The following is a 19,202-nucleotide window of genomic DNA, read 5'->3' on the forward strand; positions in this document are numbered from 1 at the left end:
AACAATAAAACAAAGTTTCGAGGAGGCTGCATGGCCTTTCACCCAATCGCCGCGGACGATGACGACGCCAGTGGTGTCGGTATTGCGCGCCAATATGCCTGGATTGTCTTTGCACTGACGTTCGGCCTGTTGATTTCCGATTACATGTCGCGTCAGGTGCTGAACGCGGTGTTCCCGATGCTCAAGGGCGAGTGGGCCCTGAGCGACGGCCAGCTCGGCCTGCTCAGTGGCATTGTCGCCTTGATGGTGGGGCTGCTGACATTTCCCCTGTCGTTGCTGGCGGATCGCTTCGGTCGGGTAAAAAGCCTGGCGCTGATGGCCCTGTTGTGGAGCCTCGCCACCCTGGGCTGCGCCTTGGCGCAGGACTACCAGCAGATGTTCATGGCCCGGTTCATGGTGGGTGTCGGCGAAGCGGCTTACGGCAGCGTTGGCATCGCAGTAGTGATTTCGGTCTTTCCCAAACACATGCGCGCCACCCTGGCCAGCGCCTTCATGGCGGGTGGCATGTTCGGCTCGGTGCTGGGTATGGCTCTGGGCGGTGTACTCGCTGCCAAGTTGGGCTGGCGCTGGTCGTTCGCCGGCATGGCGCTGTTCGGCCTGCTGCTGGCCGTGCTTTACCCGCTTATCGTCAAGGAAGCGCGCATCGCCCCGCAACGCGCGGCTCAAGCGGCGAACAAGGTGGCTGCAGCCGTCAAGCGCCCGCTGAGTACGCTGTGTTCCAGCCGTTCAGTGATCGCGGCCTATATCGGCAGTGGCTTGCAACTGTTCGTCGGTGGCACCGTGATTGTGTGGATGCCCAGCTACCTCAATCGTTATTACGACATGGCAACGGACAAGGCCGGCGGTGTCGCGGCGATCATCGTGCTGTGCAGCGGTGCGGGGATGATTCTGTGCGGCATGCTCAGCGACCGGCTGTGTCGGCACTCGCCGGAGCGCAAGGTCGCCCTGGCCATCGCTTTTTGCCTGGGTAGCTGCCTGTTGCTGTCGGCAGCGTTTGCCTTGCCGGCGGGGCCTGCGCAATTGGCGCTGATATGCCTGGGCATGCTGATTGCCGCTGGCACCACCGGACCTGCCGGGGCGATGGTTGCCAACCTGACCCACCATTCGGTCCACGGCACGGCCTTCGCCACGCTGACCCTGGCCAACAATATGCTCGGTCTGGCCCCGGGGCCATTCATCACCGGCAGGGTGTCCGACGTCATCGGCTTGCAGGCTGCTTTTCAATGGGTGCCCATGGTTAGCCTCGCGGCAGCGGCGGTGTTCTTTTATGCCAAGTGTCATTACCACAAGGATATCGCCCGGCTTGCGGGTGAGCGGGTCAACGATTCGATTAGTGAAGCTGTGTCAGAGGTGAAGGTGTGAGCGGTCGTTTACGGATTGACGTGTTCTTCGATTTTATCTGCCCGTGGTGCCTGATCGGTAAGCGCCAACTGGAATGTGCGCAGGATTTGCTGCGCATCCAGCAACCGGAGGTGGATATCACTACGGTGTGGCACGGGGTGCAGTTGTTGCCACAACTGCCGGTACAGGGTGAGCCCTTCGCCGAGTTCTATCTCAAGCGTCTGGGCAGCGCCGAAGCCGTACGCATGCGCCAGGCCCAGGTGCAGCAGGCCGCGATGGCGGTGGGGGTGCCCATCGACCTGAGCCGCATCGCCACCATGCCCAATACTGCTGATGCCCATCGCTTGCTGGAGCGTGCCGCTGTGCTGGGCAGTACGGCACAACGTGATGTCTTGCTTGAGCGTCTGTTCGCTGCCTACTTCCAGTACGGCGAGGACCTGGGTTGCCCTGAGACCTTGATCGCCATCGCCCGGGCGTGTGGCTTCGACGCTGATGCCATGGCCTCCGTTCTGCAAGGTGACGGCGATCCTTACGTCGGCAACGAGGCAGACGCTGGCAGCGGCGTGCCGTGTTTTCAATTCGACCGCCGTCTGACGGTGGTCGGCGCGCAGCCTGCCAAGGTGCTGCTTGGCGCCATGGGCGAAGCCTTGCTCGATAGCCATCGCTCACGGCTGCCAGCATGAATCGGCGTGTACCCGTGCCCGCTGGAAAACTCCCGCAGGCGGGTGGCCGTGCGCTGGTGGAATTCGAGAGTAAAAGCCTGGCGTTGTTCAACGTCGAGGGCGACTTGTTCGCCATCGACGACAGCTGCCCGCATCAGGGCGCCTCGCTGTGCGGCGGACGCCTTGAGGGGAGGGTGATTCAATGCGGCGCCCATGGCCTGCGCTTCGATCTGCGCAGCGGCTACCTGCTCAATTCAACCCAACTCAAAGTCGCCAGTTATCCGGTCGAGGTCGTCGACGGCCAGACTTTCATCGTCATCATTTCTGAGGAGTCCGCGCCATGAGCGTCATTGCTCTCACCCATATCCATAGTCGCACGCGCGAATTGGCGCCGGGTTTCGTTGTCAGTCTGATCGTTGCAGCGGCAGCCTCCTTTTTATCCGAGCACTACGGTGCGCCGGTGATGCTGTTCGCATTGTTGCTGGGCATGGCGCTCAACTTCCTGGCCAGTGACGGCGCGTGCAAGGCCGGCATCGAGTTCACTGCTCGCACCGTGTTGCGCATTGGTGTGGCCCTGTTAGGCATGCGCATTACCCTCGAACAGATCGCCGCGCTGGGCTGGAAGCCTTTTGCTCTGGTGGTGATTCTGGTGGTGGTGACGATCGGCGTGTCGGTAGTCGCGGCCAAGGCGCTGGGCTTTCAGCGCTTGTTCGGCATGCTCACCGGTGGGGCTACCGCGATCTGTGGCGCCTCGGCTGCGATGGCGCTGGCGGCGGCGCTGCCCAATCATCCGCAGAAGGAACGTGCCACGCTGTTCACCGTCATAGGGGTGTCGGCGCTGTCCACTACGGCGATGATCCTTTACCCGATGATTGCCAACTGGCTGTCGTTGTCGCCACAAGTTGCAGGGATGTTCCTGGGCGGTACCATCCACGATGTTGCCCAGGTAGTCGGTGCCGGTTACAGCCTGTCGACCGAGACCGGCGACATAGCCACTGTGGTCAAGCTGATGCGGGTCGCCATGCTGTTGCCGGTGATCCTCTGCGCAACCCTGATCACGCGTATGCAAGGCGCCGACACCTCCGGCAAACGGCCACCGTTGCTGCCGTGGTTCGCCGTCGGTTTTCTGCTGCTGGCCTGTATCAACAGCACGGGATGGGTGGCGCCGGCGGTGCAGGGCTCGGTCAACGAACTGTCGCGCTGGAGCCTGGTGGTTTCCATCAGCGCGCTGGGCATGAAGACCCAACTCAAGGAGCTGGCCGCCGTCGGCATCAAGCCGATCCTGCTGATGGTGGGGGAGACGGTGTTTCTCGCGGTCCTGGTGTTGCTGTTGCTGCACTGGGGACTCTAAGCCCGGCCAAGCCTCAATGCTGTCCAGTTGATACCCTGTGGCGAGGGAGCTTGCTCCCGCTGGGGTGCGTAGCAGCCCCAAAACAGTCGCCGCGTACTTTCTGAAAAACCGCAGTCGCCTTGTTGGGGGCGCTTCGCACCCCAGCGGGAGCAAGCTCCCTCGCCACAGGGCTTTTGGGCGGTGTCATGAACATCGGTTCTTTCGCGGCGACTGTGCCAGCAGTTGCCGTTTTTTTTGCAATCCCAACGTCCAATTCAATGGGTTCAGGGTTTGATGGAACCAGGCAGTGTGGTCGGGTTCATTGGTGCTTTGGCCGCCTGTTTTTGTGAACTGCGCCACGCGGCGGGCGGCATACCGAACTGGGTGATGAACCAACGTGTGAAGGAACTCGCCATGGAGTAGCCAAGCATGTCGGCGATCCGGCCCAGCGAATAATTCGGGTTTTCCAGGTAGCGCAGCACCAGGTCGCGGCGCACGTCGTTGAACAGGTCGTTGAAGGCGCAGCCGTCGTCTTTGAGGCGTCGCTGCAAGGTCCGAACATTCATGCCCTGGGTCTGGGCAATTTGCTCGATGGTGGCGCGTCCCATCGGTAACAGCAGGTAGATGGCTTTACGCACCTCGAACAGCATTGACGGTCCTTCGTGGCTCAGCAGTGAGTCGAGGTAACTCTGGGCGTAGCGAGCCATGGCTGGATCGGCATGGGGGTTGGTCATGTCGAGGCTGGCATCGGAACAGACAATGCCATTGAACTCGCTGCCGAACTCCAGGTTGCAGCCGAACAGGCGACGATGCAGTTGCAGGTTGTCGGGGGGCTGGTGCGTGAAGTTGACGCTGTAGGGATGCCAGTGCGTGCCGAGCAGCGCCGCGCACAGGCGGAACATCACGCCGATTGCAAGCTCAGTGGCTTGCCGGCTGGGCATCGGTGATTCGGTGACCACCTCTTCGCGAATGATCACCATCTTGCCGGCCTCTTCAATGAAGATGGCCAGCGAATCGTTCAGCAGATGACGGTAGTGCACCACGACTTGAAAAGCATCACGCAGCGTCCGCTGGTGGCTGAGCAGCAGGCTGACCACACCGAAGTCCGAGAGCTGGCGCGATTCGGCCATGCTCAGGCCGAAGCTCTGACAGCCGCTGGCGGCGGCCGACTCCTCCAGCAGACGCACGGCGGCATCGATGGGAATCCGGTGTTCAGGGGCTTGCAATTGGGCCTTGCTCAGGCCGACGGCAGCCAGTAAGTCGCGCGGATTGAACCCCAGGTACTGACTGACCTCCAGGTAGTTGGTCAAGACGGCGGCGCGAACAAGCTTGGTCATGCGAAGGTCTTTCCTGGGCAGATTCCGATGGAAATGAGCGTGGCGACTATATCCAGCACATCATCAATTGAACAGTTATGACGTCATTGATGGCACTCCCCCAATGCGCTCGGCAATGACAGTCGCCTGATGGATCAATCGACTCACATCCATTGATTACAGTGGCCTGGGCCGGAGCTGTGGAGTTTTTTGATCAGTGGTCGCGCCACGCCAACACCTGGAAATCTGTCATCAAAAGAAAAGTCACTGACGCCGAATGAAAAGCGCCACGGGTAGGCGCTCTTTAATGTCGACACTACAAAAAGCTTCTGGCGATAGAGCCGGTCGAGTCATCGAGAAAGCGAAGGTGTTGATGTGGACAAACTGCAAACTGCCGCAACCGTTCTGATCGTACCGGGCCTGCGCGAGCACGTTGCCGAACATTGGCAAACGCTGCTTGAGGCCCGCCTGAGCAATGTGCGCAGTGTGCCGCCGCTTGAAACCGACAAGCTCGACTGCAGCAAGCGGGTCCAGGCAATCCAGCACGAACTTACGCAGATCGAAGGACCGGTGATTCTGGTGGCCCACAGTGCCGGTGTGTTGATGGTCGCGCACTGGGCAGCTCGACACAGTCGCCCGATCAAGGGCGCTCTGCTGGCCGCGCCTCCGGATCTCGATGCCGATTGGCCGCAAGGCTACCCATCCGCTGAAACGCTGCGTACTCATGGTTGGGCCCCTTTACCCCAAGGCCCGCTGCCGTTCCGCAGCCTGGTGGCCGGCAGCACCAACGATCACCTTGCCAGCCTGGATGCCGTCACGCGCATGGCTCAAGGCTGGGGTGCCGAACTGCTCAATCTGGGCGCAGTGGGGCATCTCAATCCGGCAGCGGGCTATGGCCGCTGGCCGCAAGCCGAAGCACTCATCCTGGAGTTGGACCGCTAGTTCAGGCGCCGGTTGGCCGCAGGCCTTCGGCAATTGCCCTCATTCCTGAAAAACGCAAACCACTGGAACAAGCGGTTGCGTGAGGGCAGCTGCGCTTAAAACAACTACAAAAAAGCGGAGACAACGCAATGCACAACAATAAGAAGCGTCACGGGTTCACACCCTCGCGTTACAGCGTGTTGGCCTCGACCATTCTGGCCGCCGCCATGCCGGCCGCGCATGCGGTTGAACTCGATACGGGTAACCCGGACTGGACCGCGCGTTTTGATAACACCGTCAAATACAACTACGGCGTGCGCACCGAAAACGCCGACAAGCGGATGTTGGGGACGCCGAACAACAACGATGGCGACTACAACTTCCGCAAGGCCGGAACCAACATCACCAACCGCATTGACCTGTTGACCGAGATGGACGTGGTCTACAAGAACAGCATGGGTTTTCGTGTCAGTGCCGCCAGTTGGTACGACAAGGCATACGAGAACACCGGTTCGAACGCCAATCCGTTCGTCAACGGCAACGATGCCAAGTCGGGTCTGGTCGCCAACGACCCACGCCTTGCCGCGGTCACCGGTGACAATGTCGGCAATGGCAGTCCGCACCTGAGCAACTACGCGCAGCGTTACTACACCGGTCCTTCCGGCGAAATCCTCGATGCCTTCGTGTTCTACAGCACCGAAGTGGGCGAGGAGTCGCTGCTGAGCGTCAAGGCCGGTCAGCACAACGTGTTCTGGGGCGAAACCATCCTCAACCCGGTGCATTCGATCAGCTATGGCCAGTCCGGCCTGGACCTGGCCAAGCTGGCGGCCTCGCCCGGTACCGAAGCCAAGGAACTGTTCGTTCCGCGTAATCAGCTGTCGATGTCGTTCACCGTCAATCCCGAGTTAACGGTGGGTGCCCAATACTTCCTGGATTGGAGTGCCGCCCGCCTGCCGGAGGCCGGTACCTACTACGGCGGTTCCGATCTGGTCGGTTTCGGTGCGCAGTCGTTCCTGTTGGGCAACACCAATGCCGTGGTGCCCGGCAGCCCTCTGGGTTGTGGCCTGGCGCCGTGCAACGGGCTGACCAACGTGCGTCGTGGCCACGACCTGACGCCGGATAAAAGCGGAGACTGGGGCGTGATGGCCAAGTGGTCGCCCGCCTGGCTGGACGGTACGCTCGGCTTCTATTACCGCAAGACCTCGGACATTTTGCCTCAAGCCTGGTTGAACGCCACGGGGATCAGCTCGGCCAATCCCAACGGGACTCCGCCAGCGGGCATGGTGCCGGCGGTCGTCAATACGCTGAACTCGCTGAGCACCAGCACTTATCAATTGGCCTATGCCGACAACATCCACATCTTCGGTCTGAGCCTGTCGAAAGAGATAGGCGGCGTCAGCGTCGGCTCCGACCTGAACATCCGTCACAACATGCCGCTGGCCAGTATCCCGGCGATTCTCAGTACCACCGGACCGTTGGGGCTGGGCGCCGGTCTGGGTCTGTTACCGGCTCGTACGGCGCAGACCGGTATCGTCTATGACGCACCGGACAAGGGCGACAGCATGAGTGCCACCGGTGACACGCTGCACTGGACACTCAACGGCCTGATGACCCTGCCCAAGACGCCGCTGTTCGATTCGGCAACCCTGCTTACCGAGCTGTATTACAGCAATCTGCTCAAACTCGATAGCAAGAATCAGGCGCTCTACAAGGGCAACAGCAGTTACCGCGGCGTCGATGCGCCGACCCGGGACAACTGGGGCATTGCAGCCAACTTCACGCCGACCTGGTACCAGGTCTTCCCGGGGGTCGACTTGAACATGCCGATGTCCATCAACGTAGGGCTTGCCGGCGTTTCACCGGTGTCCGGTGGCGGTGCCAAAGACACCGGCAACTATGCGGTCGGCGTCGGTGCCGTTGTGTACAACAAATACTTTGTCGACCTGAAGTACGTGGATTCCTTCGGCAAGACCGACAAGTGTGACGTCAGCGGCGTAAGTACCGGCGCGGCCAATGCCGGCAGCGGTGACGGCTCCACACCGAACGCCTTCAGCGGCAACGAAAACTACGCGTGTTATGGCGGTGGCTACTCAGCCTTTTCCGGCGGTGGCGCAACCACCGCAGACCGTGGCGCGGTTTACCTGACGATGAAAACCACCTTTTGATTCACGAATGGCTTAGTCACCTGAGCAGGAGAATAACAACATGAAATTCGTGCGTACTTTGCTGGGCGTTTCTCTGGCCATGGCGGTTGCCGCTCAGGCTCAGGCCGCTGTATCGACTCAGGAAGCCGCCAGGCTGGGCAGCAGCCTGACCCTGGTCGGGGCTGAAAAAACCGGGAATGCCGAGGGTTCCATTCCTGCCTATTCCGGTGGCTTGACCACGCCGCCGGCCAGTTTCAAAACCGGTGACAGCATGCGCCCGGACCCCTTTGCCGACGAAAAACCACTGCTGGTAATCGACGGTAAAAACGTCGATCAGTACAAGGGCCAACTCACGGCGACCACCGTGGAACTGGCCAGGCGTTTCCCCACTTTCCACGTCAATGTCTATCCAACCCACCGCACCGTCGCACTGCCCAAGGCGGTGCTCGACAATGGCGTGAAAAATGCCACCGGCGCCAAGTCCCTCGAAGGCGGATTGGCGATCGACAACGTGCTGCCGGGTGTGCCGTTTCCGATCCCGCAGTCGGGCAACGAGGCGATGTGGAACTTCCTGTTGCGTTATCAGGGCGTCAGCATCAACTCCAAGTACGACTCGTGGAACGTCGACTCTGCGGGTGTGCCGAGCCTGGCAACCACCGGGCAGGCGTTCATTTCCTATCCGATCTACGAAAACCTGGCGCAGCCGATCAGCAGCGCCGACGTGTACTACCAGATGAAGCTGTCCTACACCGGCCCTGCGCGCCGGGCCGGCGAAGCGGTGATGCTCAAGGACGCCGCCAACCCGTTGCAGCAGCCGCGCCGTGGCTGGCAGTACTTGCCTGGCCAGCGTCGGGTAAAACTGGCGCCGAACCTGGCTTACGACACACCAAATCCCGGCACTGCCGGTGCGGGCACCTACGACGATGTCTTTGTGTTCAACGGTGCACTCGACCGCTACGACTGGAAGCTGGTGGGCAAGCAGGAAATGGTCGTGCCCTACAACACCTACAAGCTGACCTACGCCCAGGACCCCAAGTTATTGACCACCGCCAATCACCTGGCACCCGACTACGTGCGTTGGGAAAAACACCGGGTCTGGGTGGTGGAGGGCAACCTCAAGGCGGGTGCGCGGCACATCTATCAGAAGCGTCGTTTCTACCTGGATGAAGACAGCTGGACCGCTCTGGCCTCCGATCAGTACGACGCCCGTGGTCAGTTGTACCGAGGCTCCTTCGCGTTCCTCAGCCAAAGCTATGACAAGCAGATCCCGGATTCCACGCCCTTCATGATCTACGACCTGGTCGGTGGCTCCTACAACATCAACGGTGTGGTGGGGCCTTACGGCGGCATCAAGTACATCGATCCGCTCTCCAAGGCGCAGTGGTCGCCGGAGTCCCTGGCGGGTTCCGGCATTCGCTAAGCGAACACCTGGTTTGAACGTCGGGATGCACGGTTGTGTGTCCCGGCGCGGCTATCCGAAGAGGACGCGGTATGTGTTCGAACAAAAAGTACCTGCAGTGGGCGCTGGGCATCTTGTTTGCAATGTTGCAGGGCCTGACCCAGGCGGCCGGTTATGTCGATGTGCTGGATCTACCGGCCAGGGTCAGCGCCCTGGCGGTCAGCAGCCCGTTGTCAGGCCTGGCGCGCGCAGGCGACCGACTGGTCGCGGTCGGGCAACGTGGCCACATTCTCTATTCCGACGACTCCGGCAAACACTGGCAGCAAGCCGCGGTGCCGGTGAGTGCCGATCTCACGGCGGTGAATTTCCCTTCTGCCCTGCAGGGCTGGGCGGTCGGCAACGACGGCGTGGTGTTGCACAGCAGCGACGCCGGGGCGACCTGGCGCAAGCAACTGGACGGCCGCCAGATCGGTGCCTTGCTGGTCCAGCATTATGGGGCGTTGGCCAGTGCAGAACCCGGCAACGAACAATGGCCACTGCTGGCTGCCGAAGGCCAGCGACTGGTCGAGCAGGGCGCTGATAAACCTTTGCTCGACGTCTGGTTCGCCAATGACCACCTCGGCTATGTGGTCGGTGTGTTCAACCTGATCCTGCGCACCGAGGACGGTGGCCGGAACTGGACAGCGTTTCAGGACCGTACCGACAACCCGCAGGGCTTTCACCTCAACGCCATCGCCTCTACCGGCGATGGGGTGTACATCGCCGGTGAGCAGGGCCTGTTGCTCAAATGGGATGAGGCTCAGCAGCGTTTCGTCGCCGTGCAGACGCCCTATCAGGGCAGCTTTTTCGGCGTGCTCGGCAAGCGCGGCGAAGTGATCGCTTACGGCTTGCGCGGCAACGTGTTGCGCAGCACGGATGGCGGCCTCAGCTGGACTGCGCTCGACAGTGGCCTGCACGTCAGCATCACCGCCGGCTTCGTCGACACCAACGGTCATTACCGCTTGTTCACCCAGGGCGGGCAGAGGCTGGTCAGCCAGGGGGCTGGCGCAGACATGCGCCTGGTGCGGCAACCCGAACCGTCACCGGTGGCCGGCGCTGCTCAGGCCGCCGATGGCGCGTTGGTGGTGGTTGGCAGTCGTGGTGCACAGGCACTGCCCAAAGAATAAGACCTCGAACCCTTAGAGCGAGAACCCAGTCATGGGCAATATCAAACAAGACACCATGCCGGTGATCCGCGACGTGCGTGACTTCGACCACCACTCCGGTAACCGGCTGGAGCGGATGGTGTTCAACTATCGCCCGCTGTTCATGCTGCTGATGGCGCTGGCCACTGTGGTGCTGGGCTACATGGCCGCAACGCGCCTGGAACTGCGCCCCAGCTTCGAGAAAATGATTCCGCAGAGCCAGCCGTATATCCAGAATTTCCTGGAGAACCGTCAGTCACTGCGCGGTTTGGGTAACTCGGTGCGCGTGGTGGTCGAGAACACCCAGGGCGATATCTTCGATCCCGCTTACCTGGACGTGCTCAAACAGGTCAACGATCAACTGTTCCTCACCGAAGGCGTCGATCGCGCCTGGATGAAGTCGTTGTGGAGCCCGGCGGTGCGCTGGACCGAAGTCACCGAACAAGGCTTCCAGGGTGGCCCGGTGATGCCCGATACCTATGAGGGCAAGCCTGAGCAAATAGAACAGTTGCGCCAGAACATTTCCCGCGCCGGACTCGTCGGCAACCTGGTGGCCAGTGACTTCAAGTCGAGCATGCTGATCGTCCCGTTGCTGGACAAGGCCGCGGCCGGCGGTCAGAGCATCCACTACCACGGGTTCTCGCAGATGCTTGAAGAGCAGTTGCGCGACAGGATCGAGTTCGCCGGCGACAGTGCCGCGCGCAAAGCCGGGGAGGAGGGCAAGGGCCAGTACAAGGTCCGGGTGATCGGTTTCGCCAAACTGATGGGCGACCTGATCGACGGCCTGATTCAGGTGATGATGTTCTTCGGCCTGGCCGTGATCACCTCGCTGGTGATTATTTTTCTCTACACCCGCTGCGTTCGCAGCACTTTGCTGGTGGTCGGTTGCTCGCTGGTCGCAGTGATCTGGCAACTGGGCATCGTTGCCTGGCTGGGCTATGCCATCGACCCGTACTCGGTGCTGGTGCCTTTTTTAGTCTTCGCCATCGGTGTGTCCCACGCGGCGCAGAAGATGAACGGGATCATGCAGGACATCGCCCGGGGCACCCACAAACTGATCGCTGCGCGCTACACCTTTCGCCGTCTGTTCATCGCCGGCGTCACCGCGCTGCTGGCCGACGCCGTGGGTTTCGCCGTGCTGATGCTGATCGACATACCGGTGATCAAGGACCTGGCCATCACCGCCAGCATCGGTGTCGCGGTGCTGATCTTTACCTCGTTGTTGCTGATGCCCGTGGCGCTTTCCTATGTCGGCGTCGGCGCCAAGGCTGCCGAGCGCGCCTTGAACATCGACACCCGGGCGGACGGACACAAGGGCTTTGGCAAGCTGTGGGACTGGCTCGACCGTTTCACCACGGCCAAGTGGGCCACGGGCGCCGTACTGATCGCACTGCTGATGGGCATTGGCGGCTTCGTCATCAGCCAGCACCTGAAGATCGGCGACCTGGAAAGTGGCGCGCCGGAGTTGCGTGCCGATTCGCGTTATAACCGTGACAACGCCTACATCACCCGTCACTACGCGTTATCCAGCGATCTGTTTGCGGTGATGATCAAGACGCCTGCGGAAGGTTGCCTGAACTATAAGACACTGGTTCTCGCCGACCGTCTGGCCTGGGAACTGCAGCAGTATCCGGGGGTGCAGGCGACGTCCTCGCTGGTCAATGCCGTGCGCCAGATCACGGCCGGGACCTATGAGGGCAACCCCAAGCTCAACAGTATCCAGCGCAACCAGGACGTCTTGAACTATGCCGCGCAGCAAGCCTCGGTCAACTCTCCGGAGTTGTTCAATACCGACTGCTCGCTGATGCCGGTGATTGCCTTTCTCAAGGACCACAAGGCCGAGACCCTGGATGCAGTGGTCGGGATCGCCGAGACCTTCGCCCGCGAAAACAGCAGCGATGAGCGCCAGTTCCTGCTGGCGGCCGGGACCGCTGGCATTGAAGCCGCGACCAACATCGTGGTGCGCGAGGCCAATCGCACCATGCTGCTTTACGTCTATGCGGCGGTGACGCTGTTCTGCCTGATGACCTTCCGCAGCTGGCGCGCCACGTTGGTTGCGCTGTTGCCGCTGGTGCTGACCTCGATCCTCTGCGAGGCGTTGATGGTGGTCATGGGCATTGGCGTGAAGGTCGCGACCCTGCCGGTGATCGCACTGGGCGTGGGGATTGGTGTCGACTACGCCTTGTACCTGCTCAGTGTGCAATTGCATTACCAGCGTCAAGGCCTGCCGCTGGCCCAGGCCTATCGCAATGCCGTGTCGTTTACCGGTCGGGTGGTGGGCCTGGTGGGCATCACCCTGGCGGCCGGCGTAGTGTGCTGGGTCTGGTCGCCGATCAAGTTCCAGGCGGACATGGGCATCCTGCTGACCTTCATGTTCCTGTGGAACATGCTCGGCGCGCTGATTCTGATTCCTGCCCTGTCGTATTTCCTGCAGCGGGGGGCGTCGCTTGATCGTCGTCCTGTTCCGGAGGCCCCTCAGGGGCATGCCGGTGCAACCGCGCCAACCCAACCTTCGGGCATGCATCACGCCCGGACTATTGCGGAGTAAGCCAACGATGTCTGATTACAAAGCCCCCTTGCGCGACATGCATTTCGTCCTCAACGAGGTCTTCGAAGTGTCCAGGCTATGGGCCCGACTGCCCGGCCTGGCCGAGGTGATCGATGAAGAGACAGCCGCCGCGATCCTTGAAGAGGCCGGCAAGATCAGCGCCGAAGTGATCGCACCGCTGAACCGCAGCAGCGACGAACAGGGCTGCACCTGGAGCAACGGCACGGTGACTGCCCCGGACGGTTTTGTCGCGGCGTACCAGGCATTCGCCGAAGGCGGTTGGGTGGGTGTCGGCGGCGACCCGCAATTTGGTGGCATGGGCATGCCCAAGGCCATTTCGGCCCAGGTCGAGGAGATGGTCAATTGCGCCAGTCTGTCGTTTGGCCTGTACCCGATGCTGACCGCCGGGGCGTGCCTGTCGATCAATGCCCACGCCAGTCGGGAACTCAAGGAACGCTATCTGCCGAACATGTACGCCGGCACCTGGACCGGTTCGATGTGCCTGACCGAGGCCCATGCGGGCACCGATCTTGGCTTGATTCGCACCCGAGCCGAACCTCAGGCCGACGGCAGTTTCAAGGTCAGCGGCAGCAAGATTTTCATTACCGGTGGCGAACACGACCTGAGCGAAAACATCATTCACCTGGTGCTGGCCAGACTGCCGGATGCGCCCGCCGGCCCTAAAGGTATTTCGCTGTTTTTGGTGCCCAAGGTACTGGTCAATGCCGATGGCTCGCTGGGCGAGCACAACGCGCTGTCCTGCGGTTCAATCGAACACAAGATGGGCATCAAGGCATCCGCCACCTGCGTGATGAACTTTGACGGCGCGACCGGCTGGATCGTCGATGCGCCGAACAAAGGCCTGGCCGCGATGTTCACCATGATGAATTACGAACGTCTGGGCGTGGGTATCCAGGGGTTGGCGTTGGGTGAGCGTTCGTACCAGAACGCAGTCGAATACGCCCGCGAACGCATCCAGAGTCGTGCGCCGACCGGCCCGCAGGCCACCGACAAAACAGCCGATCCGATCATCGTGCACCCGGATGTACGCCGCATGCTGTTGACCATGAAGGCCTTGAACGAAGGCGGGCGGGCGTTTTCCAGCTACGTGGCCCTGCAACTGGATACCGCCAAGTACAGCGACGATGCGCCAACCCGCATTCGCGCCCAGGAGCTGGTGTCGTTGCTGACCCCGGTGGCCAAGGCGTTTCTCACCGACATGGGGCTGGAAACCACGGTGCATGGCCAGCAGATCTTCGGTGGTCATGGCTACATCCGCGAGTGGGGGCAGGAGCAATTGGTTCGCGATGTGCGGATCACCCAGATCTACGAAGGCACCAACGGCATCCAGTCACTGGACCTCGCCGGGCGCAAGATCGTTGGCAGTGGCGGGGCGCTTTACCGTTTGTTCGCCGCCGAGATTCGCCACTTCATCGCCAACGCCAGCACTGACCTCGGCGAGTTCTGCAAGCCGTTGAGCGCTGCCGTGGACACCCTCGACGAGTTGACCGCGTGGTTGCTGGATCGGGCACAGAACAACCCGAACGAAATCGGTGCCGCCTCGGTCGAGTACCTGCAGGTGTTTGGCTACACCGCCTATGCCTACATGTGGGCCCTGATGGCCAAGGCGGCCACGGCCAAACAGGCCGACGATGATTTCTACGCCAGCAAGCTGGGTACCGCACGCTTCTACTTTGCCCGTCTGCTGCCACGCATCCACTCGTTGAGCGCTGCGGTCAAGGCCGGCAGCGAATGCCTCTACGCGCTGGACGCCGTGCAGTTCTGATCGAAAGGACAAGGAACCCCAACCATGATGGCGACAAAAATAATTCCGCCCGCTGACGGCGCCTATGCCTATCCCTTGCTGATCAAGCAATTGTTGCTGTCCGGCGTGCGCTACGAACCGGGTCGGGAAATCGTATACGCCGACAAACTGCGCTACAGCTACCAGACCCTCAACCAACGGATCCGCAGGTTGGCCAACGCCTTGACCGCTGCCGGCGTCAAGGCCGGGGATACGGTGGCCTTGCTCGATTGGGACAGCCATCGCTATCTGGAATGTTTCTTTGCCGTGCCGATGATCGGCGCGGTGCTGCACACCGTGAATATTCGTCTTTCTGCGGATCAGGTGCTCTTCACCATGAACCACGCCGAGGATGATCTGGTGCTGGTACATGATGATTTCCTGCCCCTGGTCGAGCAGATTCAAGGACAGCTCAGTACCGTCAAAGGCTACTTGCAGCTGACCGACGACACGGCAACCGACACGTCTCTACCCGTGCTGGGGGAGTATGAGCAGCTGTTGTCTCAAGCGGCAGACCAGTACCAATTCCCTGACTTTGATGAGAACTCGGTGGCGACCCTGTTCTACACCACAGGGACGACCGGCGATCCTAAAGGTGTGTATTTCACCCACCGTCAGTTGGTCCTGCACACTTTGAATGCGGTGGGCACGCTGGGTGTCTATCAAGGTCTGCCGCTGCTGCGTTCCGATGATGTCTACATGCCCATCACCCCGATGTTTCACGTGCATGCCTGGGGTGTGCCCTATGTTGCCACCCTGATGGGACTCAAGCAGGTGTACCCCGGTCGTTATGAGCCCAACCGCCTGGTCAGGCTGTACCGAGAAGAGAGCGTCACGTTTTCCCATTGTGTGCCGACCCTATTGCAAATGATCCTGGGCTGCGAGGAAGCGGCTCAAACCCGTTTCGATGGCTGGAAAATGCTCCTGGGGGGCAGCGCACTGACGCTGGGCATTGCCAGCGAGGCGAGCGCCAAAGGCATGCGCGTACACAGCGGCTACGGCATGTCGGAAACCTGCCCGTTGCTTTGCACAACGTACCTGCGCGATGAGGAACTGGAACTGCCCACACAAAACCAGTTGGCCATTCGCATCAAGACCGGGACACCCGTGCCGATGGTCGATCTTAAAATCGTCGATGCCAGCGGCAATGATATGCCTCACGACGGCGAGTCCCTGGGCGAGATCGTGGTCCGTGCACCCTGGCTGACTCAAGGTTATTGGAAGGCGCCCGAAAAGGGCGCCGAGTTGTGGCGCGACGGTTGGATGCACACCGGAGACATCGCTTCTATCGACGCCTTGGGCGGGGTGGAAATCAAGGATCGAATCAAGGACGTCATCAAGACGGGAGGGGAGTGGATCAGCTCTCTGGAACTGGAGAGCCTGATCAGCGAACACTCGGCCGTCATGTCGGTCGCGGTCGTGGGCATTGCCGATGAGCAATGGGGTGAACGACCGATGGCTTTGGTGGTATGCGCGCCTGGACAATATCTCGACCGCAAGATCCTGGAGGTGCATCTGCAAGGGTTTGTCGAGCGTGGCCGCATCAACAAATGGGCGATCCCCAAGCAGTTCAAGTTCGTCACCGAAATTCCTAAAACCAGTGTCGGGAAGATTAATAAGAAACTGATCCGGGAAAGCGAGTTGAGGTGAAAAAGGTGCGGCGGATGCTACGTCAATCCTGACCACTCATTGCGAGGTCTTCTATGAATAGAGTCGTTTGGGATCGGTTCTTTTGTGCTGTCTCGATAGCGGCTCTGGAGACGGGAGTTGACGTTCAGCAATGGCTTATAGCCAAGCCATCACACCGCCGTGGCGGGAGCAGGTGCCACGGCGGTGCTGGCTAAAACTGTAGGTGTTGTCGCGGCACTTGGCGGTTGCACCCTCGGGTGCACGATTTGATTTTGTATGGGCGGGGCTGTGTACGGTTTTTCCGTCGCTATTGATGTACGAGCCATGCTCGATCAGTTGCGACTCGTCAGGGTTTACGACTTGAGGATCAGTACCAGATCTTGCGAACGCGGGCTGAAAGATCAAACACGCAGTGAGTGCCAGGTAGGCTGGTTTCATTGGGAGATCCATCCGTGGTGTGTAGGCAGAGTCTAGTCTAGTGTAGGATTTTGTCGTTTCTGGGAGTTGCTGTACGCCTCGAAATTACAGGGCAAGCAAGACGTCTTTCCTGACGTGACAAAGCCCAGTCTGGTGCTGGGCTCTGTTGGTTTTTAGGTTCATGCGCGTAACACAGGGCTGCCCTTTACCTTGGTGATAGGGCGAGTACAGGTGCGCGAGTTTCTGGCTAACTGGCGGCTTGGAAGGTCTGCTCAGGCTTCTTGGGAGCGCTTGACCGGGAACGACACGAACGGCTTGATCTCCTTGAGGACGAACATGCTCTGCATCTCCTTGATGCCGGGCAACTGTCGGATGACCGACATCGCGAAGTCGGCATACGAGTCGAGATCGCGTGCCACTACCTGCAACAGGAAATCAGCGTCACCACCGATGCTGTAGCACGCCACCACATCCTCCAGCTGCATCACTTCCTGCTCGAACTTCCGGGCCTCGGCTGCGCTGTGATGGTCGATACTGACCCGGATGAACACCATCACTCCCAGCCCGATCCTGCGTCGGTCGAGCACCGCCCTGTAGCCTTGAATATAGCGGTGTTCTTCCAGCTGCCGGACCCTGCGCCAGCAGGGCGAGGCAGACATGCCAATATGGTCGGCCAAGGTCTGGTTGGTGATCCTGCCATCCTGTTGCAAGGCTGTAAGGATTTTGACATCTGTCAGATTTAGCGTCTGATCGGTCATAAATTCCGCGTCCCTGTGATAAAGAGGTAGATCCTACCAGAACTCATCTTTCCAGCAATTAAAATAGAAAATTTTTCTCCTGCTAAAGCGGATAACATTTTTTCAACTTCTGATGTTGGAGTTGCCACGCTTTAGCCTCTACGTACAAACCGATGCCGGACGCGTCGTTGAATAAATAAACCACAGTTGATCGCTTCCTTTTCCGAAGGACGCGATTGCAGGGTGATAAATGATTCTTCATCTTGGCAGGCAGTGGATATTGACATTGGTAGTGACACGACGAAGTTTGTCGGGTTGCTTGATGGTTGGGCTGACTTCGGGGTGACAAAACTTGAAGAACTGAAGGATTATTGACCGTCGTGGAGGATTGAATGAATTTTGATGCTGCCGTTCACAAATGCGTGATTGTCGTCGACAAAGCACTGGGGCTGGGGCATGCGGCCAATGCCGTCAGCGTTATCGGCGTCAGCCTGGGGCGCTCGGTAGAAGGTCTGGTCGGACCTGACATGCAAAGCCGTGACAATGTTAATTACCCCGGCGTCATCTACGCACCGTTGCCGATTCTGCTGTCCACCAATGAGTATTTGCAGGAACTTCAAGAGAAAGCGCTGGCGGATGATGAAATTCACATCATGCCATTCAGCGCCCTGGCGCAATCCTGCAAGACGTATCAGGAGTATGAGGCGCGTATCTCCGAGGCCGACAGTTCAGCCATAGAGTTGGTTGCCATCGGCTTGATCGGGCCGAAGAAAAAAATCAGCAAGTTGACCGGTAATCTTTCGCTGTTCAAATGACAAGACGGTTGTAGTGTACGTTTTGTTCAGCCTGAGATTCTGGAGTTGGCACGTACAGTTCATCAATAACATGCAGTGTTTGAGAAGGGTGGTAACTGCAGCGGGGAGTTGAATGATATTCGGCTTGCGGCGTATTAAAAACATACTCCGTTATGTCAAGGCGTATTCGAATTTTTTACTTGGGTAGATAGTCTGTTTTATCCGGCAGTGCCATAGATAACCTTGCTTGCCGGAAGCGGAAAGCGTCGAGCAAGACAATAATAAATGACCTGAGGAGCACGACATGCTCGATTTGACGCAAGTACTTACCTATTCGGCAGCGCTGGGTATCGCTGCCGCCATTCCCGGCCCTGGCATGGCGGCGCTGGTGGCGCGGAGCGTCAGCGGTGGCGCGTTGTCGGGTTTTTGTCTGCTGTTTGGGCTGATCCTCGGCGATCTGACCTACCTGTCATTTGCCGTCTTTGGCCTGGCGATGATCGCCGAGCACTTCAATGCATTGTTCCAGCTGGTACGCTGGGCGGCGGCACTGTACCTGTGCTATCTGGCCTGGCAGTTCTGGTTCGCCAACCATCAGGCGATTGAAGTCGGCAAGCCGGTGAAGAAGAAGGAGCTGCTGTCAGCGGCGATATCCGGCCTGACCATTACCCTGGGCAACCCGAAAACCATTGCCTTCTACCTGGCGTTGTTGCCGCTGGTGATCAACCTTGAGACGGTCTCGTTACAGACCTGGGGGCTGATGCTGGTGCCACTGACCATTCTGGTTCTGCTGGGCGTTGGTGCGCTGTTCATTGTTGGCGCGGTGCGCATCCGGCACCTGCTGTCGAGCCTGCGAGCACAACAGCGGCTGTTCCGCGGTGCGGCGGCGATCATGGTGGCGGCTGCCGCAGCGATGCTGATTCGTTGAGGCGCTGAGTGACCGTGGCTGCACCCTGCATGGACGTGTTTCGCTTGCAGC

Annotated in this window: 16 protein-coding genes; 13 read left to right on the top strand and 3 right to left on the bottom strand. The window is 60.0% G+C overall.

Annotation, left to right across the window (positions count from 1 at the left end; all coding sequences use genetic code 11):
* Positions 1-30 precede the first annotated feature (30 nt).
* Genes AABM55_RS11220 through AABM55_RS11235 form a run of 4 tightly spaced genes read left to right on the top strand, consistent with a single transcriptional unit; the run spans position 31 to position 3,354 of the window.
* Positions 31-1,362, top strand: coding sequence for an MFS transporter (locus AABM55_RS11220; RefSeq protein WP_347929581.1), 1,332 nt, complete (start codon positions 31-33; stop codon positions 1,360-1,362).
* A complete protein-coding gene (locus AABM55_RS11225) occupies positions 1,359-2,024 on the top strand; it encodes a DsbA family oxidoreductase (protein WP_347929582.1) in 666 nt (221 codons plus the stop codon). The genes AABM55_RS11220 and AABM55_RS11225 overlap by 4 nt, the downstream gene beginning before the upstream one ends.
* The gene (locus AABM55_RS11230) at positions 2,021-2,347 is read left to right on the top strand and encodes a Rieske 2Fe-2S domain-containing protein (RefSeq protein ID WP_347929583.1); all 327 of its coding nucleotides are present in this window, start codon (positions 2,021-2,023) and stop codon (positions 2,345-2,347) included. Before AABM55_RS11225 ends, AABM55_RS11230 begins: the two co-directional genes overlap by 4 nt.
* Positions 2,344-3,354, top strand: a complete 1,011-nt coding sequence (locus AABM55_RS11235; protein ID WP_347929584.1) for a putative sulfate exporter family transporter — start codon at positions 2,344-2,346, stop codon at positions 3,352-3,354. Before AABM55_RS11230 ends, AABM55_RS11235 begins: the two co-directional genes overlap by 4 nt.
* Positions 3,355-3,617: 263 nt before the next feature.
* Here the strand turns inward: AABM55_RS11235 and AABM55_RS11240 are convergent, their stop codons facing one another.
* Entirely contained in the window at positions 3,618-4,670 is a 1,053-nt protein-coding gene (locus AABM55_RS11240) for an AraC family transcriptional regulator (RefSeq protein WP_347929585.1), read from the bottom strand.
* Between the two features lie 354 nt (positions 4,671-5,024).
* Here AABM55_RS11240 and AABM55_RS11245 point away from each other — a divergent pair, with 354 nt between their 5' ends.
* The 7 genes from AABM55_RS11245 to AABM55_RS11275 all read left to right on the top strand — a co-directional run bounded on the left by AABM55_RS11245 (position 5,025) and on the right by AABM55_RS11275 (position 16,299).
* Positions 5,025-5,591, top strand: coding sequence for an alpha/beta hydrolase (locus AABM55_RS11245; protein WP_347929586.1), 567 nt, complete (start codon positions 5,025-5,027; stop codon positions 5,589-5,591).
* 128 nt (positions 5,592-5,719) lie between these two features.
* Entirely contained in the window at positions 5,720-7,735 is a 2,016-nt protein-coding gene (locus AABM55_RS11250; protein WP_347929587.1) for a DUF1302 domain-containing protein, read from the top strand.
* Positions 7,736-7,775: 40 nt separating this feature from the next.
* On the top strand, positions 7,776-9,134 hold the full coding sequence (locus tag AABM55_RS11255) for a DUF1329 domain-containing protein (RefSeq protein WP_347929588.1): 1,359 nt from the start codon (positions 7,776-7,778) through the stop codon (positions 9,132-9,134).
* 71 nt (positions 9,135-9,205) lie between these two features.
* On the top strand, positions 9,206-10,279 hold the full coding sequence (locus AABM55_RS11260) for a YCF48-related protein (RefSeq protein WP_347929589.1): 1,074 nt from the start codon (positions 9,206-9,208) through the stop codon (positions 10,277-10,279).
* 31 nt (positions 10,280-10,310) lie between these two features.
* On the top strand, positions 10,311-12,845 hold the full coding sequence (locus tag AABM55_RS11265) for an MMPL family transporter (RefSeq protein ID WP_347929590.1): 2,535 nt from the start codon (positions 10,311-10,313) through the stop codon (positions 12,843-12,845).
* Between the two features lie 7 nt (positions 12,846-12,852).
* The gene (locus AABM55_RS11270) at positions 12,853-14,631 is read left to right on the top strand and encodes an acyl-CoA dehydrogenase C-terminal domain-containing protein (RefSeq protein WP_347929591.1); all 1,779 of its coding nucleotides are present in this window, start codon (positions 12,853-12,855) and stop codon (positions 14,629-14,631) included.
* Positions 14,632-14,655: 24 nt separating this feature from the next.
* Positions 14,656-16,299 carry a fatty acid--CoA ligase gene (locus AABM55_RS11275; RefSeq protein ID WP_347929592.1) on the top strand — a complete coding sequence of 548 codons (1,644 nt, stop codon included), beginning with the start codon at positions 14,656-14,658 and terminating at the stop codon, positions 16,297-16,299.
* A 135-nt stretch (positions 16,300-16,434) separates the two neighbouring features.
* On the opposite strand, the gene AABM55_RS11280 is transcribed toward AABM55_RS11275, so the two are convergent.
* Both AABM55_RS11280 and AABM55_RS11285 read right to left on the bottom strand, forming a co-directional pair.
* Positions 16,435-16,728 (bottom strand): DUF3761 domain-containing protein, encoded by a 294-nt coding sequence (locus tag AABM55_RS11280; RefSeq protein WP_347929593.1) that lies wholly within the window; start codon positions 16,726-16,728, stop codon positions 16,435-16,437.
* Positions 16,729-16,967: 239 nt separating this feature from the next.
* The gene (locus tag AABM55_RS11285; RefSeq protein ID WP_347929594.1) at positions 16,968-17,453 is read right to left on the bottom strand and encodes an Lrp/AsnC family transcriptional regulator; all 486 of its coding nucleotides are present in this window, start codon (positions 17,451-17,453) and stop codon (positions 16,968-16,970) included.
* Positions 17,454-17,824: 371 nt separating this feature from the next.
* Here AABM55_RS11285 and AABM55_RS11290 point away from each other — a divergent pair, with 371 nt between their 5' ends.
* Both AABM55_RS11290 and AABM55_RS11295 read left to right on the top strand, forming a co-directional pair.
* Positions 17,825-18,247 carry a DUF2000 domain-containing protein gene (locus tag AABM55_RS11290; protein WP_347929595.1) on the top strand — a complete coding sequence of 141 codons (423 nt, stop codon included), beginning with the start codon at positions 17,825-17,827 and terminating at the stop codon, positions 18,245-18,247.
* Positions 18,248-18,530: 283 nt separating this feature from the next.
* Positions 18,531-19,151: a LysE family translocator gene (locus tag AABM55_RS11295; RefSeq protein WP_054596689.1), complete on the top strand. Its 621-nt coding sequence runs from the start codon at positions 18,531-18,533 to the stop codon at positions 19,149-19,151.
* Positions 19,152-19,202 lie beyond the last annotated feature (51 nt).

The organism is Pseudomonas helvetica, from assembly GCF_039908645.1.
Classification (GTDB): Bacteria; Pseudomonadota; Gammaproteobacteria; order Pseudomonadales; family Pseudomonadaceae; genus Aquipseudomonas; species Aquipseudomonas helvetica.